Origin of the sequence: Candidatus Tisiphia endosymbiont of Nemotelus uliginosus (genome assembly GCF_964264835.1) — a bacterium.
In the GTDB taxonomy this organism is placed as follows: domain Bacteria; phylum Pseudomonadota; class Alphaproteobacteria; order Rickettsiales; family Rickettsiaceae; genus Tisiphia.
Genome location: NZ_OZ183485.1, coordinates 902,494 through 919,220 on the forward strand (window position 1 = coordinate 902,494; position 16,727 = coordinate 919,220).

Annotated in this window: 16 protein-coding genes; 8 read left to right on the forward strand and 8 right to left on the reverse strand. The window is 34.3% G+C overall.

Translation table 11 applies throughout. The features are described 5' to 3' along the window. Positions 1–66: 66 nt before the first annotated feature. Entirely contained in the window at positions 67–1,932 is a 1,866-nt protein-coding gene (locus tag ACFELV_RS03950; RefSeq protein WP_375326847.1) for an AAA family ATPase, read from the forward strand. Here the strand turns inward: ACFELV_RS03950 and ACFELV_RS03955 are convergent. The 3 genes from ACFELV_RS03955 to ACFELV_RS03965 all read right to left on the reverse strand — a co-directional run bounded on the left by ACFELV_RS03955 (position 1,922) and on the right by ACFELV_RS03965 (position 3,310). After that, the gene (locus tag ACFELV_RS03955; RefSeq protein ID WP_375327506.1) at positions 1,922–2,395 is read right to left on the reverse strand and encodes a conjugal transfer protein TraD; all 474 of its coding nucleotides are present in this window, start codon (positions 2,393–2,395) and stop codon (positions 1,922–1,924) included. The genes ACFELV_RS03950 and ACFELV_RS03955 overlap by 11 nt on opposite strands. 107 nt (positions 2,396–2,502) lie before the next feature. Next, positions 2,503–3,009 (reverse strand): transposase, encoded by a 507-nt coding sequence (locus ACFELV_RS03960; RefSeq protein WP_375326848.1) that lies wholly within the window; start codon positions 3,007–3,009, stop codon positions 2,503–2,505. After that, on the reverse strand, positions 2,966–3,310 hold the full coding sequence (locus ACFELV_RS03965) for a transposase (RefSeq protein ID WP_375326849.1): 345 nt from the start codon (positions 3,308–3,310) through the stop codon (positions 2,966–2,968). Before ACFELV_RS03965 ends, ACFELV_RS03960 begins: the two co-directional genes overlap by 44 nt. A gap of 339 nt (positions 3,311–3,649) precedes the next feature. Here ACFELV_RS03965 and ACFELV_RS03970 point away from each other — a divergent pair, with 339 nt between their 5' ends. Beyond that, on the forward strand, positions 3,650–4,246 hold the full coding sequence (locus ACFELV_RS03970; RefSeq protein WP_375326850.1) for an AAA family ATPase: 597 nt from the start codon (positions 3,650–3,652) through the stop codon (positions 4,244–4,246). 30 nt (positions 4,247–4,276) lie between these two features. Here ACFELV_RS03970 and ACFELV_RS03975 read toward each other — a convergent pair whose 3' ends face one another. Together ACFELV_RS03975 and ACFELV_RS03980 are read right to left on the reverse strand one after the other, a co-directional pair. Then, complete coding sequence (locus ACFELV_RS03975; RefSeq protein ID WP_375326202.1) at positions 4,277–4,990, reverse strand: tyrosine-type recombinase/integrase; 714 nt, start codon at positions 4,988–4,990, stop codon at positions 4,277–4,279. Then, positions 4,987–7,911 carry a Tn3 family transposase gene (locus ACFELV_RS03980; RefSeq protein ID WP_375326201.1) on the reverse strand — a complete coding sequence of 975 codons (2,925 nt, stop codon included), beginning with the start codon at positions 7,909–7,911 and terminating at the stop codon, positions 4,987–4,989. Before ACFELV_RS03980 ends, ACFELV_RS03975 begins: the two co-directional genes overlap by 4 nt. A gap of 159 nt (positions 7,912–8,070) precedes the next feature. Here ACFELV_RS03980 and ACFELV_RS03985 point away from each other — a divergent pair, with 159 nt between their 5' ends. Together ACFELV_RS03985 and ACFELV_RS03990 are read left to right on the forward strand one after the other, a co-directional pair. After that, a complete protein-coding gene (locus ACFELV_RS03985; RefSeq protein WP_375326851.1) occupies positions 8,071–8,490 on the forward strand; it encodes a tyrosine-type recombinase/integrase in 420 nt (139 codons plus the stop codon). A gap of 2 nt (positions 8,491–8,492) precedes the next feature. After that, entirely contained in the window at positions 8,493–8,927 is a 435-nt protein-coding gene (locus ACFELV_RS03990) for a hypothetical protein (RefSeq protein ID WP_375326852.1), read from the forward strand. A 74-nt stretch (positions 8,928–9,001) separates the two neighbouring features. Here ACFELV_RS03990 and ACFELV_RS03995 read toward each other — a convergent pair whose 3' ends face one another. Then, complete coding sequence (locus tag ACFELV_RS03995; protein WP_375327507.1) at positions 9,002–9,457, reverse strand: conjugal transfer protein TraD; 456 nt, start codon at positions 9,455–9,457, stop codon at positions 9,002–9,004. 422 nt (positions 9,458–9,879) lie between these two features. Between ACFELV_RS03995 and ACFELV_RS04000 the strand changes: the two genes are divergently transcribed. From ACFELV_RS04000 to ACFELV_RS04015, 4 genes are all read left to right on the forward strand, one after another. Then, the gene (locus tag ACFELV_RS04000; RefSeq protein WP_375326853.1) at positions 9,880–12,876 is read left to right on the forward strand and encodes an AAA family ATPase; all 2,997 of its coding nucleotides are present in this window, start codon (positions 9,880–9,882) and stop codon (positions 12,874–12,876) included. A gap of 7 nt (positions 12,877–12,883) precedes the next feature. Beyond that, positions 12,884–13,156: a hypothetical protein gene (locus ACFELV_RS04005; RefSeq protein ID WP_375326854.1), complete on the forward strand. Its 273-nt coding sequence runs from the start codon at positions 12,884–12,886 to the stop codon at positions 13,154–13,156. Positions 13,157–13,308: 152 nt separating this feature from the next. After that, positions 13,309–13,581 carry a hypothetical protein gene (locus tag ACFELV_RS04010; RefSeq protein ID WP_375326855.1) on the forward strand — a complete coding sequence of 91 codons (273 nt, stop codon included), beginning with the start codon at positions 13,309–13,311 and terminating at the stop codon, positions 13,579–13,581. Positions 13,582–13,649: 68 nt separating this feature from the next. After that, positions 13,650–14,729, forward strand: a complete 1,080-nt coding sequence (locus ACFELV_RS04015; RefSeq protein WP_375326208.1) for an IS4 family transposase — start codon at positions 13,650–13,652, stop codon at positions 14,727–14,729. On the opposite strand, the gene ACFELV_RS04020 is transcribed toward ACFELV_RS04015, so the two are convergent. Both ACFELV_RS04020 and ACFELV_RS04025 read right to left on the reverse strand, forming a co-directional pair. Continuing rightward, entirely contained in the window at positions 14,720–16,135 is a 1,416-nt protein-coding gene (locus ACFELV_RS04020) for a hypothetical protein (protein ID WP_375326856.1), read from the reverse strand. The genes ACFELV_RS04015 and ACFELV_RS04020 overlap by 10 nt on opposite strands. A gap of 24 nt (positions 16,136–16,159) precedes the next feature. Then, positions 16,160–16,726: a hypothetical protein gene (locus ACFELV_RS04025; RefSeq protein WP_375326857.1), complete on the reverse strand. Its 567-nt coding sequence runs from the start codon at positions 16,724–16,726 to the stop codon at positions 16,160–16,162. Position 16,727 lies beyond the last annotated feature (1 nt).

The window sequence follows — 16,727 nt, forward strand, 5'->3', positions numbered from 1 at the left end:
TTTATTTATGCTATAATTTGTTATAGTTTAAACAACTAGAATAATCCTCAAGTATAATCAACTAATATGGCAGTTAACCTTTCTGATATTAATTCAATACATCAAGCTATTACCCCCTTCCCAGCTGGTAATAAGCTACCTAGAATGTTAGTAGGTACCGATGAATTTTATGATTTGGTAGTTAATAGCGATGTATTCGTTGATAAAAGCCTAATGATTATGGAAATACTACAAGATAGTGGTAAAGTGATTCTTATTACCCGTCCAAGGCGCTGGGGTAAGAGCTTGAATATGAATATGCTCCAGAAATTCTTTGAAATAGAAATGGATCAAAATGGTGATTGTTTACCGCTCGAGCAAAGGGTTAATGATAAATTGTTTGTTGGAGGTAGAATAGATTTAGGATTAGCTAGTGGTAGAAAGAAGTTACTTAAACAACTTCAAATAGCACAGCATTCAGATATAATATCTGAATATCAAGGTCAGTTTCCAGTTATTTCCATAAACTTTAAGGACGTTAAAGGTAGTAGTTACCAGGAAATTGAAAGCGGTATACGAAATCAGATTATACAGCTATTTGCTAATCATTATTATTTAAAACGTTATCTAACTAAAAATATAGGATTGTTAGATAAGGCACAAAAAGCAAAATTAGAACGATATTTTACAGAAGATCTGACGAAAGAAGATTTAAAGTATAGTGTAAGATTTTTAAGTGAATTACTTTTTATGCATTTTGGTCAGAAAGTTTATATACTAATCGATGAATATGATACACCGATCAATAGCTCGTATATTAAGTTTGGCTCCAGATCAGAAGAATTCGAGCAGGTACTTGAATTATTCCGCGGTATTTTTGGTAGCGCCCTAAAAACTAACCAATACTTAGAGAAAGGAATAATTACCGGCATCCTGCGAGTTGCTAAGGCTAATTTATTCTCAGATCTCAATAATGTTAGTGAATATACTCTATTGGATAAAAAATTTGCGAAGTTTTATGGGTTTACTCAAGTCGAAGTTGAGGATTTACTTACAAAAGTACCAACAAAAACTGATCCTGAGAAGATTAAAGATTGGTATAATGGTTATACTTTTGGTGGGGAAATTATCTATAACCCCTGGTCAATTATGCAATGTCTAGCGCGTGAGGGTGAGCTTGATCATTACTGGTTAGATAGTGGGGGGACAGGGCTTGTTGATAAGGCTTTATTATCAGATGAAATACAAGAAGATCTGCAGGCGCTAATAGTAGGTAAAGGTATAATTAAAAAGTTGTATAAGCAAATTTCCCTAGGAGAGCTAGAAGAAGATGAAGATATATTTTACAGCCTATTAGTATTTGCTGGTTATTTGAATCCTTACCTTGCTGATGATAATCCCGAAGCTCCAACTTATCATTTGACCCTGCCTAATAAAGAGGTACGGTATATTTATATTGCTAGGGTAACAAAATGGGTTACTAGGCAATTAAACATAAAAATGAATGAATACGATAATTTTATTAATCTCCTACTACTACAGCAAATAGAGAAGTTTGGCAAAAGGTTGCAAGGATATTTATTAAATTCAACTAGTTATCATGATTTAAGTAAGGAAAGGGATTATCATAATTTAATGGGAGGGCTGCTAGCACCTTTAGTCAGTAGATATATGATAGAATCTAATAGAGAATCGGGTCATGGCAGGTGTGATCATATCTTAGTTCCAATAGTTAAGGGAGCAGATACCGCAATTATCCTTGAGTATAAAATATGTACTACTTCAGAAGAGCTAGAATCTGCTGCCAAAGCAGGGTTAAAGCAAATTATGGATAGGCAATATGATAGCAAAATAAAAGAGTATAAACATGTTAAAAAGATCATTAAGATCTCGATGGCTTTTTGTGGGAAGGAAGTGGTTCTGCAGCATCAAATCGATGATGTTATTTCCTAATTTGCTCTGGCTTTACCACCTCTAGCTTGTATTCTATATTAACTAAGCCATCTTTTAGAGATAGCATGTCAGTTACGAATCCATACCATTCTTTTTGCAAACTATTCCACTTAAGTCCATGTTGCCTGATGTGAGTGCGGATTGACTCGATAGGTTTGGACACAAATTTCAAGATAACAGCAGTGGTAGTTTTTTCCTCCTGGTCAAAAATATCTCTACCAATCTTAGTCCAGTGATTTTGAACATCAGGACATTTTGTGAGCTCGTTCTTTAAGGTTACTAACGCACCAAGTAAGCTATTGGTCGGCAAATCGTCCAGTGCTGCTTTAGCAACCAAACCTCCCACCTGAATTAAATGACGAGTGCGCATTTTTCGTTCTTTGATTTTGAATTTTACTTCTTCCATGATCAACCTAGCTTTTTTCTGCTGGAGTTTAATTTTTTGCTGCAAAGTTTCCTGCATAGAACTTGCTAATATTGTTTCAGAATTTTGCTCTTCGCTATTTAACATGATTGCTCCATTAATTATTTATGCGTATCATGATGCTCACACAGCCAAATATGGTACTGTTAACAAAATAAATTATAAGCTTTAATAAGAGCAAGAGCGATAAAGTTGAGGAAGGTACAGTCAAGTTTATCAAATCGCATAGCAATTCGTTTGTTTTCTTTAAGTCTCCCAAAAAGCCTTTCAATAATGTGTCGTTTTTGATAAAGCTTAGTATCATAAAAATCTTCTGGTGTTAAAGAGGAATAGGTAGGTAAATAAACTCCTTTGAAAGGTATAACTGGAATAGCATTTTTCGATTTAATAAAATTCCTAATATTGCCGTTATCGTATCCCTTGTCTGCTACACCAAAGCCTATTTTTTCCCAAGGCAAATCTTGCCATAGTTGCTCAACTGTTTTACAATCTTGTCTTTGATCGGGAAATAGCTGACAATTAACTACGCTATTTTGAGCAATAGATAAATGCATCGTAGTGCCTATCCCTTTCCTGCCTCTTCCTATTGATTGCGGCCCTCTCTTTTTCTTAAGCACCTCCTCCATGTCTATGGATAGGTATAATTGACCCATCAACAAACACTATATCCATTATCAATTGCTTCAAGCTTTGTAATTGGTATAATAAACGCCAAAAAAATCCATTCTCACTCCATCTTTTATATCTTGTATAAATTGTATGCCAATTACCATATTCTGATGGAATGTCACGCCATGATATGCCAGTCCTTAGCACATATAATACACTACAGAAAAACTTATAGTGACTTACTTTTGTGGGACGACCTGGTTTCTTCAGTTCTCTTCTTATAAACGGCTCTATCAATTCTTCAAACTTACTTTCGCTGATTGGATATTTCCTTTCTTCTTTCATAATTAAACCTTCTTACTTGCTCAATTATTTTAACCCCTATTCCTTCTTTTGTGAACTATTTTGTTAACAGTGCCATATGTGTGAGACAGATGATCCATGAAATGAAAGGTGCAATTGCATTATCAAGTGAAGAAGGAAAAACTACTACTATTGAGTGTAAAATGCCGGTGAAATTGCCAAACAGTACTGATTAGTTAGCCTACAACAAGTTGCTGTAAGCCTTATAAATTTACAGCAATAAATTATTTGCTTAAATTACTTAGTGGTCTAATGTATTTATGCTATAATTTCTTATAGTTTAAAGCTCTACAGTAATTCTCAAATATAACAACAAATAATATGATCAGTCAATTTTCGGATACTAATCCAATCCATCAAGCTATTACTCCCTTTCCAGCTGGTAATAAGCTACCTAGAATGAGGGTAGGTACTGATGACTTTAAAACATTGTTGTTAAATAGCGATGTATTTGTTGATAAAAGTTTAATGATTCAAGAATTGCTAGAAGACAGTGGAGATGTAATTTTAATTACCCGTCCAAGGCGTTGGGGTAAGAGCTTGAATATGAATATGCTCCAGAAATTCTTTGAAATAGAAGTAGATGATACAGGTGTGCCTTTGCCTGAGGGAGAGAAGACAAATAATAAGTTATTCTGGGGAGGTACAGTAGATTTAGGTATTAAAGGTAAAAGGGCCCTTAACCCGTTAAAGATTAGCACTAATGAATATGCCATGGCTCAACAGGGTAATTACCCAGTTATTTCCATAAATTTTAAGGATGTGAAAGGTAGTAGTTATAAGGAGATAGAGTCTAAGGTACAAATGCAAATAATAAAATTATATGAAACACATAGATATTTAGAACAATATTATCAGGAAAGCACGAAATTATTATCCAACAATCAAAAACAACAACTAACCCACTACTTGGACTAGTGTTAAGGTAGCTGCGATGAGCCGCCACATTTAAACAGGGAATTCTTTAATCTTTTTTTCATACTCTGGTTGGCAGTCTACGAGTGATAATTTTGAATATATTTCAAGTGATTGACGACTATCATGCCCCGAATAAGGTTGGATTAATGCATCATCCACGCCTTTTTTCTTCATCCATGTAAAAAGAAAATGCCGTAATTTATGTGGTGATATTGAATTCTCAATGCCAGCTTCTTTTGTGTAATTCATTAATATTTTCCTAATACCTCGATCAGAATACGGTTTCTTCCAACTAGATTCAAATAGGTAAACTGTCTTATTTTTCTTTGCACTTTCAATGTGTACAGCTAATACTTCTGTAAATGCATTAGGAAACGGAACTATTCTATCTTTACTACCCTTTCCGTGGTTAATTCTAATTTGACAACTATCTAAATCTATATCTGATATTTTTATTTTTACCAATTCCGATACTCGTACCCCAGTATAAAGTAACGTCTTAATAATTATTACATGCTTCATATTTCTTGATTTCCATACAGCCTTATAATACTTACTAATTTCCTCTTCTGTTGGTACATAAGGTAATTTCTTTGTGGTGCTATTGTCTACTGTTATATCGAGTTCTTTACGAATATGTCTAAATAATTCTCTCAAGTAATTATAATCTGGTTGTTCCTTTTTTAAATCCTTCAAAAAGTATTTGGCTTTTTCTCTTACAGGAGTACGGTTTATTATTGTCATCGGTAATACCCCGACCCAGCTTGCGAATATATTAATATACGTTGGTTAAAATCAATTGGGAACAAACCGTATGGATTAATATGCGTTGAAAGTAACGGTGTTAATGCCCTGTAATCTTCAGGAGTCAGTTTGTTTCGCCAGTGAGGCTCAGATAATACTTGCTGAATAAGAAGAGTATTAATATAGACAATACAAGCTTGTAATAAATGTAGACATAATATTGATAATTCTTGATCACCAATATTGTTTGTTGTGAGCTCTCCTAGTTTCCCATAGAAAATAAAATCCATTATATAATTTAAGCGTTCTACTACATTCAACCCTTCATTGATTTCAATTCTAAGATATTCTGAATCTAGGTATTTACATAGGAAAATACTTTTATTTGCTTTACCAATTTCTAACAAAGTTCTATATACAGGATGTTCGTAATTATTATTACTAAAACGTTTTACTAATACATCAGGTTCTACAATACCCAATTTTAATGCTACAAGATGTTTAACGACTTCATTGTAATTCTCCTCAATTAATTTCCAATTGATACCACCTTTAATTATTTCAGAAATATATTGGTATTTCCATTTATCTCCAGATGCAACCCCATAAAGTTTTTGTTTATTTATTGCTTTTAATCTAGGTAGTAAATCAAAATCAAGTAAGTAGCTAATAGCAAAACCTATCACACTTTGACCATGAGTATCAACAAATACTCTGTTCATGTTCATCTCTGTATCATGATCAATTATACCTTTAATCATTGATCCTACTTCTGAAGATGAACAACTTTTTAATTGTGAATAAATACATAATGATTTCTTATCAACATGCCAATAAATCATTACTCCTCGACCTTGATAACGGTGATGCCACTCATTAATAAGATTTTGATCCCAACTACTTATCTTTGTTGAATCGCATGCTACTGATGTTGTTGCTTCTCCCCAAATATCTGGATTACGTATTTTGAGAATATTGTTAATAATTAGACGAATAGAGTTTCTAACATTTGTAGCATTAATATACCTCTTCTTAATATAACGTAAATCGCTGTAATTAACATCACCATTGGCAATACTTATTCTCTTCAATCCTGTATTGCTACCTATACCATATAAACACAATAAAAGTCTTTTTCTAAGGCCTGACGGTTCAATACTACTACTTTTAGCAATAGTTTCCATTTGCTGTGTAAAATTGGTAAGTAGATCAGTTTCTTTTAAAATATCAATAAGGTTTATACTTGACCACCTACCTGTAATTTCCTTTTGTAGTGCAATGATGTTATTTGGATCTTTTTGTGCTTCTGATGGGGTAATAGTAATATTCTTCCCAACAGTACTTGTCTTGATTTTAACAAGATTATTATTAGGTATTTTGCTATTTAGATTTTCTAAACCCCTTTCTAAGGCATTTTGTAACTTTGTAATAAACTCCTTATCATCTAAAGGTAGACCAAGTTCTTGATAATATTGTTGCTTTTTTTGTTCAAAATCTTTTGGTATATCTTCTTCAGGATTTCTATATCGATAACTTCTTTTAATCCATATTGCTTTGAAGTTTAAAAAACGCTTCAATTCTTCTAAAACGGCAAGCTCATAGTTATATTTATTAACTTTAATCACATCTTTATCTACTTGAACAACCATTGGATGCCAATTTGTAGGTATTATACCTTCAATAGGCGGCTCCGTTTCATAATACTCTGAGTCTGATTCATTCCAGTACTTATTAATAAATTCAACAGCTTTTAAAATCGGTTGATAACTAGAGTTATCTTCTTTTAACTGAAAAGTTTGTAGTATTGGTAGTAGTGTGGTTCTACTTCCATACGCATACTTTGAATGAATCTTATTTTGTACCTGTTGTTGATACCATTTACCGCGTTGCTGTAAATCAGTAATTATTGCTTCTAGTTTTTCTTTAGAAACTTCAGGGTAAATCTTATCTTCAATTGTACTTTTAGGATTGTTAATTGATAAAGATGCTAATTTCTCTAGAATATCAAATTTTCCATCAACACGCTTAACCTCCTTTACAATATAGTTATCTACGTATTTTTCAGAACTAGAACGCATACGTTTTATAAGCTTAATTAATGTATCAGCTAAACTATCTAATATTAGCTGCAATCTTATATAACAGAATATTGCCATAGTCGCATATTTTGCCACAGGGCTAAACTCTAAAATATTACTAGGCGATAAAGCCATGATACGATCATAATATTTCAGCAGTAATTTTCTATCTACTAAATCTACAATCGATTTGGGCAAAGTAATTTGTTTTAATAAAGCGATCTTATCCAAAGCAAAATTAACATTTTTTAGCCTAACCCCAGGTATATCATTTTTTAACTCTGATAATTCTATAATACCATTCTTTGACTGTTCGCTTTGTTCAAGGATTTGCTCAATCAAATAACAGTTATCTTGACTTAAACTTTTAAATATCTTTTCAAGAAATTTTTGTTCAAATTGATGCTTTGCTGAAGCAACATAACGATCCAACTGTTTTTTCTTGAATAGTACAATTTTATTTTGGTCAAAAAATAACCTAGTCTGCTCCATTAATAATTCATTAGATGGATAATGAGGTAGAATATTATTTGTTAGATATTCTGTAAATATTAAAACATCATTATTATTTGCTTGGCGATATCCCAAATATTTTCTAATATCCTGATGATATCTTTCGGCTGTTCTACCGCTCCAATTAAATTTTGAAAGAATAGACTCTTCAATATCCAACTCTGAAGCAATGGCTGATATTAATTTTAATGATATTGGTTTTTCTTCTGCTGCAGGGAATTTAATGTGAGACCGAAAATAAATTAACATTACTCCAAAAGCTAGTTGATTGATTTTACCAGTTTTTGTGTTGCATAGATTAAAATCTTCTAATGATAGTAAATTTGACATATATTATTTTGTATATTCCTAGAATACCTAATATCGGTACTATTTACGAACAATACTACCTATAATTAAATATTATGAGCTATATCTTTTAATATAAATATCAAAAAGTGTCAACAATATTCTTTTAGGAACTTAAAAAGTTAGAACTTTGCATTAAATGTGGCGGCTCATCGCAGCTACCTTAACACTGGTCCTATTAACCACGGAAAGGGTAGTAAAGATAGAATAGTTCCGTTTCCTAATGCATTTACAGAAGTATTAGCTGTACACATTGAAAGTGCAAAGAAAAATAAGACAGTTTACCTATTTGAATCTAGTTGGAAGAAACCGTATTCTGATCGAGGTATTAGGAAAATATTAATGAATTACACAAAAGAAGCTGGCATTGAGAATTCAATATCACCACATAAATTACGGCATTTTCTTTTTACATGGATGAAGAAAAAAGGCGTGGATGATGCATTAATCCAACCTTATTCGGGGCATGATAGTCGTCAATCACTTGAAATATATTCAAAATTATCACTCGTAGACTGCCAACCAGAGTATGAAAAAAAGATTAAAGAATTCCCTGTTTAAATGTGGCGGCTCATCGCAGCTACCTTAACACTAGTCCTATCCTAGAAAATAATCTCGAGATCACAGAATATTTACAGAAATTACGGGAATTAAATATGGCATCACAGGATTATAACTACCTGTTAGTGCTATCAAGCTATGCAAAAGAAATCTTGCAATCAAGACAAGAAATTTCAAAACTTAAAGAAAGAATAAGTTCACTTAACTATTTTATAGCATGTCAGCAATGTTATGCTAGTGATGAGCCTTGTGTTGATGATGATTACAAAGAGCATAATAGTAATGAGCTAAAATATTTAGAAGAGAAGTTAGATCTATGGCGTAATAAATTAGTAGAGATGGAGTTAAGGTTTTTGGATGAACATCTATCAGTATATTCGCATAATTTTCCGGATAGCTCTTTGTATTCTACCATGGATACACAAGTGCAAGCATAAATTGCAATTATATACATTTAAAGTAATAAACACAGTACTTTTACTATAAATTTAGCTAAGTAAGAGTGCTATATTTATTTAACAATTTCCATTTGATATTGAATATTCAAAAGTCCGCTTTTTAGGGCAGAGATATCAGAAATATAGCCGTACCACTCTTCTCGCAAAGCATTCCACTTAAGGCCATGCTGCCTGACGTGGGTACGGATTGACTCGATAGGTTTAGTTTCAAACTTCAAGATAACAGCAGTTCTACTGTTTTCCTCCTGGTCAAGGAGATTGCGACCTATTGTAGCCCAATGATCTTGGATATTAGGGCTTTTAGCTAATTCTTGCTTTAAAGACAATAGAGCACCCAGCAAACTATTAGTAGGTAGGTTATCAAGTTCTGCTTTTACAACCAATCCTCCTACTTGAATTAAGTGGCGAGTACGCATTTTCCGTTCTTTGATTTTAAAGTTGATTTCTTCCATGATCAGCCTAGCTTTTTTCTGCTGTAGTCGTTGTTTTTGCTGCGCAGTCTCGTGCATTGGGTTCGCTACTGTTGCTTCAGCATTGTGTTCTTCACTATTTAACATAATTTTCTACATAAGTTGTCTTGTATCTCAGGATGCTCAAACTGCTGGGTACAGTCAAGTGTTAGATACACCTACCTAAAATTTTTTCTTGAACCAGCATCGCTAACTCTAAACAAACACCTCTCACAATCCGATTATACTGATCCCCAAAACCTACCACGCCATAAAACAGTAAACGCAAATTCTGGTGTCTCTAACTGGAGACATAGAAGAAAACAACGAGCCCCAAGGTTATAGACTGCCTTCCCAAGAAGCAGGCTATACGCAATATATAAACTAAAGTTTATTGCTTTTTAAGTTGTTCTTTCGCTCACAGATTAACTTTTTCCATGTTAATGTAATGCTGGATTAGAAATATTACTTAAGACTTAATAATGGCAATACAGTTTGTAAGAATAGAGATCGTGAGTAGGAGTAAAGGCGACAACGCTTGCTGTAAAGGCGCTTATAATGCTAGAACAAAAATCAAAGATGAACAGACTAATATCACTTATGATTTTACCAAGCGAGGTGGCAATGTTTATCACATAATTTTACTACCTAATCATGTAGATCAAAAATTCAAAGCTACTGCTATATTAATGAATGAGGTAGAGAAACTAGAGAAAAGAAAGAACAGCCAGTTACTAAAAGATGTAGTGATTGCTTTACCAGATGACAAGGAACTAACCCTAGAAGATAGAATAGCTATCACTCATGAAATAATTGAGGAAATAGGATGGGTAAAAAATGGCTTAGGGGCGCAGGTAGATATCAATAACCCGCACAAGGGTACGAGGAATTGGCACGCGCATGTGTTAGTAACAACTCGTAGATTCACAGCAGATGGTAAAAATTTAGGGGCTAAGGCCGTAGATTTAAATCCACAATTTAAAAAGACTGCTGCTGGCAAGGCTTTTATCATCCCCGAAGAAGAAATGATTCATGAGAGGAGTAAGGAGGTGATTAATAGATATTTTGAAAAATTAGGCTTAGAAAACCGCGTAGACGCTATAGGTACGGTGCCGCAAGAACATATTGGTCCCGTTAGAATGCGAAGCTTAATCAACAAGGTTGTAGAGGAGAACGAGTTAGTTAAGGACGCCAATTTAAAGATCCTCAAAGAAGCGAATGGATTATTGGATCACATTACTAAGTATCAAGCTATTTTTATTAAAAAAGACCTGCAGCAAGCCATCCAGAAGGTAGAAGATGGAACAATACAACAGCAAGTAATAGCACAAGTAATGAATTCCCCAAGGTTAGTAAAATTATACCACAAAGATGGTAAGGCAACAAATTATTATACTACTATAGAAGTACGAGAAGAAGAAGTACGCTTGCTGCGGATAGCGGACAAAGTGAACCAGCGTACTCACTATGATAATATCTATTCTTTTAACAAAGATATAGAAAATCTAACGAATATCAGCGAGCCCTCAAGAGAAGCGCTAAAAACTATATTAGTAACCGATAAAGGAGTAAGAATCTTAAAGGGTAGAGCTGGCACTGGTAAATCTCATGTCTTAGGCATAGCTTATCAACTTGCAACTAGTCGCAGACAAAATGTGATAGGGTTAGCACCGACCCATAAAGCTGTCACCGAGCTCAAAGATAAAGGTTACCTGGAATGTCATACAGTTAAAGGGTTTTTATTTAAACTATATAATGGCCGGCTCAATTTGTCACATAACAGCCTGCTTGTAGTAGATGAAGCAGGAATGGTAGGAACCTCAGATTATCTAGAACTATTCAAGGTTGCCAGGAAATATAACTGCCAAATCATATTAGCAGGAGATGAGCGGCAGTTAACCTCTATCGAGCGCAGCGGTATGTTTGAAGTGTTTGCCTCTACATTTGGTTCCTATGTTTTAAGCGATATTAGAAGACAAAGCCAAGCGTGGGGGCGCCAGATGGCAATGTGCTTTGCTGAGGGAGATATTGTAGGAGGCGTGCAATTACTAGCCAGACATCAAGGTCTAAAGTTTAATGGTATATTACAGCAATCTATAGATAGGCTAGTTAATGATTGGAGCAATAGCCAATTTTCGATAGAAGAGCGTCTAATAATTACCGTGGGTAACAAGGAAGTAGCCGCTCTAAACCTAGAGATACGGAAACTATTAAAGGAGCAAAAGGTGCTGACAGGCCTAGAGTATAGACGCACTACCTTCTATCATCAATTAGGTAAAGAAATATCTGAAGATTATATGAAAGGTGATCGTATTATCTTTAAAACTAGCAATAAGGAGCTACAAACAAAAAATGGTGAGTTTGCTACTTTAATTGAAGTAAGTCAAAATAAATTTATAGCTAAAACAGATAAAGGACAGACAATAATATTTAACCCTCAAGATATCAATTTCAAACACGGCTATGCCAGCACAGTCTATAAAGCCCAAGGCGCCTCAATCAAGGATGTATATGTGTTACATAATTTGGCCGGCAATAGCAGAAGCTCTTATGTTGAGATGACTAGATATATCGAGCAAGTAGGGCTTTATGCCAATATGGAGACTAGCAAGGGGGTAGCAGGGTTGATATCGCAGTTGAGTAGGATAAATGATAAATCTGCCAGTGTAAATTTTTTGACCAGTGCAGATTTAATAGCACCTACAAAAAATAAACCTCAAACCATTCTAGAGAAAGCAAGTAATTGGCTTAAATCTATCACCATCAATATTGGTGATAGATTTCACTTAAACCAACAATATTACCAAATTGAAGATAATATAGAACCTACAGCTAAAGTCGAAGCAGTAGCGATACAAACTACGGCAACATTAAAAAACGCTGATGCTATTGCGATTAACGATAATAATCAACAAGCTGGTAAAATCCGTGAAGCGGCAATTGATAAAATAGCCGTCGATCAGCAAGAAATAACAAAAATTAAGAATGATCTGAAAGTTAACAATCTCTATAGCAGTACCAATACTCCTACCCTTACTTATAATTCCTATTCCCATAGGAAATATCTTGATGAGCTAAACCGTAAGCAAGAAATGACTGACTTAAAGCGACAACTCTCATTGAGAGCGGAAAGAGTAGCTTACTCTTTGCTTGGCACACCAAATAAATATTTATCCAATAACCACACACTGCGTTGGGGAGAAAATGGCAAAATAGTGATGAAAATTACCGGTAGCAAAGCTGGTATTTGGCATGACTTTAGCAATGATACAGGCGGAGATTTATTTACCTTAGTGCAAAGGGAGAAAAACTGTGATTTTGTTCAAGCAAAAAAATACTTGCAAGATATGGTTGGAATGGCTAATAACTATAAAAATAAAGCAACTTGGTTAAGAGATCTTGATTCAGATAGATTTTATTCTCAAGCAAAGACCTACGAACAAAAAGAACAATATCACAATCATCGCAGAAGGAGTTGAAACTGCTTTGAGCTTACAAGAAGCTGGTATTAAAGGTAAAATCCTCTGCAGCCTTGGAGTTAGTAATATCAAAAACTATCAACCACAAACAAACGAGCGCAGCATAATCGCTGCAGATAATGATGGCTTAAGTGCACCTTCACTAAAAGCTGTACACAATGCCAAAGCAACACTAGAGCAGCAAGATGCCCTAGTTTCAGTAGTAACACCTAAAAAGAGCCTGGTGATTTTAATGATGTTCTTAAGACTCAAGGACCAGAGCCAATCAGAGAACTATTAGTACCAGAAATTAAAAGATTAGCACAAGGTCATAAGGATAATCAGATTAAATCTATTGAGCTAGAACTATCCAAGGGCGTAGTTAATAGTAATCAGCTTCAAAATTTCCAAAACGCAATAAAATCATTAGAAAGATTTGCTGCAGCAGAAAATATGACTACCGCCCTACAAATATATAAAGAACAAGACATAACAAATTTCATTGCCTATAGTCACAAAGTTTGCTCTACAACAATTGAGAGTAAAATAACAGCGGACTTGCAAATAATGAAAAACAAATTTGATCCTAATTATAACCTCGGTACACTTCGATTTTGCGAGGTAGTGATACATGATTTCAAAGGCAAAAGCCATACAGTGCCAGAAGATTACCTAGCAGCAATAGGCAAAGATCATAGTACCCCACAGATTTTACAGGAGGGTTAAAATAATAAATTGAATAAGTGACTGAGAGTCACTAATCTCCGCTGAGAAACAAGCAACAGGAGGTATTAATGGACTCTCAATCACTATACCAAATATTATACATATTTTTAGATTGGCACCCAGCACGAATTAAAACATTTGCAGAATTAATTTGTGCAGTAGTAAAAGCTAAAACTGTGAGAATCAAAGAATTAGCACTGTATGTCGCTTCTAAAGGCAATTTGCATGCCAAGATTGTTAAAGTTGAGCGTTTGCTTTTAGAACAAAATATGTGCTTTATAAGTTTAGGGAAAATTATTGTTAAATTGCTCTGTCTAACAGGTAAAATTAGCCTTGCCATAGATAGAACCAGCTGGCAATTTGGTATTAAAAATTTGAATTTTTTTGTTGCAACTATCGTTTATGGTAATATTTCAATTCCTATAGCATGGTTGTTACTTGATAAAAAAGGCAACTCTTCTACTAATGAAAGAAAGAAATTGATTGAGCAAATTTTAACAATTATACCTAAGGAAATGATAGAGCTTATCCTTGCCGATCGGGAATTTGTTGGTGAGGAATGGTTGCAATATATGGGTGGAATCCAAAAATTACCTTTTGCTATCAGGCTAAGAAAAAGTGAGAAGGTCAAGCATTTCAACGGTGGCAAGATGAAGTTGAATAAATGTTTTGCCGATATGCAAATGGGTGACACTAAAACTATAGAAAGCAAAATTTACAATGGTATGGCAATTAAAATAACTTGTTTGCAATTAGAAAGAGAGCAACTATTTATTGCTAGTAATGTGCTTATTGGTGAATGTGCTTTGCTAGCATATAAGCAGAGGTGGAGCATTGAGCGACCTTTTCTGTCTCTCAAGTCATCTGGATTTAATATTGAAGATACCCACATTACAGATCAAAAAAAGCTGGAAAAACTATTTGCAATAGTATCTTTATCCTTAGCTATTTGCGTGCTTGCTGGTGACATTAAGAACAAAATTTATCCTATAAAGATCAAAAAACATGGTCGTAAATTATACTCATTATTTACTTACGGATTTGATTGGATAAAAGATTATTTTTATAACTCGTTAAGTGATACCCCTGCTATGTTGTTTTCATTACTACGAAAACACATTATGCATGCCTTTCAACTTCAACAATAAGTGTGGGGTACTATGGACCAGCCCATAATCTTTAAATCTTGCGAATAGATAAAACTCGCAAAAGATCCGTTTTTTAGTACTGCCACTATCATCGAAAATGGACTATTACTACCAACAATTTGCCTAATACCGCCAGCAAACATATGTTCAGCATAGGCAGTGATATCAGATATCTGAAAACCACCTTTTTCCCGTGAATAATATAAACTGTTAATTTTACAGCCGTTACCGGAAACAAAAAAGATAGTTTTACCAAGTATTACTGGTTGAATTAAGGATATTGGTAGATCAATCTCTTTGTGGATTTTAATAAACTCGCCCTTAGCTCGATCGCCTTCTTTAACCAAATAAATACCGTCACTAGTGCCTAGTAATAATTCATCGCCAAACGGAATCGACCATAGGACATTATCAAAAGTAGCCGAAGAAAAAGTAGCTGCAAAAGCAGTTAATGGATTTCGGGCTTCCAGTAAAGTCTTATAAGCCATTCTAAAATCACTGAAATCACCCTTATAACTTGCCCAAATTGAGTGGATGTTTTTATTAACCCCAAAGCACCATAGTCGGTTCTCGAAAGTTACTACCGAAGCACAATATAATTTCTCCGACCTAGCTTGATAGATATTACTTTGACCAGCTTCTTGCCCTGCTGCTTGTCTAATTGCCCGCTGGTGAATGGCTTTTAGCTCATCATTAATTTTATCTACTTCTGCTCCATAAATTACTTCGTTGAAAGGTTTTTGTATCTTGTTAGCTTGCCTATCTAAGCTAGTTTGTCCTGTGGTAAAATAATTTACCTGACATTTTAGCGGCTCAATAATAAACATCTTATCTTTATCAGGAAAATTGCCGGCTAGCTCCATGCTAATATTCGAGGCTATTTCAGCTCTTTCATTATATTTTTCCTGTCTTTGCCTACCCTGATCTTTAATATGCTCATAAAACTGCTCGACAATCTCCGGGTCAATAGAGAATTTAAAAATTGGTCGTTTATCGCCAAAAGAAATATAAGCAATTCCTTGAAACACTACATAAGAAAAATCTTTGAGACGGAAATGAAAATCCTGCCCATCATCCTTTATAATCTTACTGGTTAGCAACAACTCACCGCCAACAAAAAATAAGCAGTTGGTGTATAACTTGTGCGATTCAAAGACTAATAAATATGATAATTTCCTTGAAAACATCACTGCTGCCATTTTCCTTGGCACATTATCACTGAACAAATGAACAAACTGCGTCCCATGCCTTCGCATAATACCACCTGACGGTAGTAGCATAAAATTGATCAGCTTCTTAACGCCATTCTGATACAAAGCTAGCTCTGTTCTTCCTTCAATGGTTGGAGTTAGCTCACCACCTGAAAAGTTGTTTTTTTGCGAATAGACAAATTGTTCTTGCTGCATATATATAATTTATTGGCAAAATTATCATATCTCCCCGGAATTAATCAGATTATAATCGACAGAGTAAATCCTTGTTGTCTCATCTAATTTAATTAAATATTGCTTCTTCAGTCCATCGGTAAACAAACTATCAGAATACATAGCAAATGATACTTGCCAAGCCAATGATAAAGCAGCTAGTAACTTAAACCCAGATGATACTTGTTGCCAAGTAGTAGTATCGTTATTTAGCAAATTATCAATAATTCTTTTAGAGTAATAAAACAGCGAGGTAAGTTTATCTCCCTTGAAGTAAATCCTACCTGCTTCAGTGTAAAATTGCAGATTAGATGGCACTATTACTGCACATTTAATGCAATCATTAATATTTGCTACTTCAGTAAAGTTGTTGCCAGTAATTTCATGAGCTTCAATATTATCAACTCTCTTCAGGGCAAATGACCATTTAACCGTTAGTACAGTATCTTCAATGGCAGTATTGACAAATTCCTCACATAATTCTTCGGCTTTTGATATTCTACCGCTACTACTACTAATACCGCCATTTGCTCCAAGTATTACCACTGCTTTCTTGATAATTTCCTGTTTCACG

Bases quoted from the DNA above. Each gene is read 5' to 3' on its own strand.
- ACFELV_RS03960 (WP_375326848.1), bottom strand. From the start codon at position 3,009: ATGGGTCAATTATACCTATCCATAGACATGGAGGAGGTGCTTAAGAAA.
- ACFELV_RS04000 (WP_375326853.1), top strand. From the start codon at position 9,880: ATGGCAATACAGTTTGTAAGAATAGAGATCGTGAGTAGGAGTAAAGGC.
- ACFELV_RS04015 (WP_375326208.1), top strand. From the start codon at position 13,650: ATGGACTCTCAATCACTATACCAAATATTATACATATTTTTAGATTGG.
- ACFELV_RS03970 (WP_375326850.1), top strand. From the start codon at position 3,650: ATGATCAGTCAATTTTCGGATACTAATCCAATCCATCAAGCTATTACT.
- ACFELV_RS03995 (WP_375327507.1), bottom strand. From the start codon at position 9,457: ATGCACGAGACTGCGCAGCAAAAACAACGACTACAGCAGAAAAAAGCT.
- ACFELV_RS04020 (WP_375326856.1), bottom strand. From the start codon at position 16,135: ATGCAGCAAGAACAATTTGTCTATTCGCAAAAAAACAACTTTTCAGGT.
- ACFELV_RS03980 (WP_375326201.1), bottom strand. From the start codon at position 7,911: ATGTCAAATTTACTATCATTAGAAGATTTTAATCTATGCAACACAAAA.
- ACFELV_RS03955 (WP_375327506.1), bottom strand. From the start codon at position 2,395: ATGCAGGAAACTTTGCAGCAAAAAATTAAACTCCAGCAGAAAAAAGCT.
- ACFELV_RS03965 (WP_375326849.1), bottom strand. From the start codon at position 3,310: ATGAAAGAAGAAAGGAAATATCCAATCAGCGAAAGTAAGTTTGAAGAA.
- ACFELV_RS04010 (WP_375326855.1), top strand. From the start codon at position 13,309: ATGACTACCGCCCTACAAATATATAAAGAACAAGACATAACAAATTTC.
- ACFELV_RS03950 (WP_375326847.1), top strand. From the start codon at position 67: ATGGCAGTTAACCTTTCTGATATTAATTCAATACATCAAGCTATTACC.
- ACFELV_RS03975 (WP_375326202.1), bottom strand. From the start codon at position 4,990: ATGACAATAATAAACCGTACTCCTGTAAGAGAAAAAGCCAAATACTTT.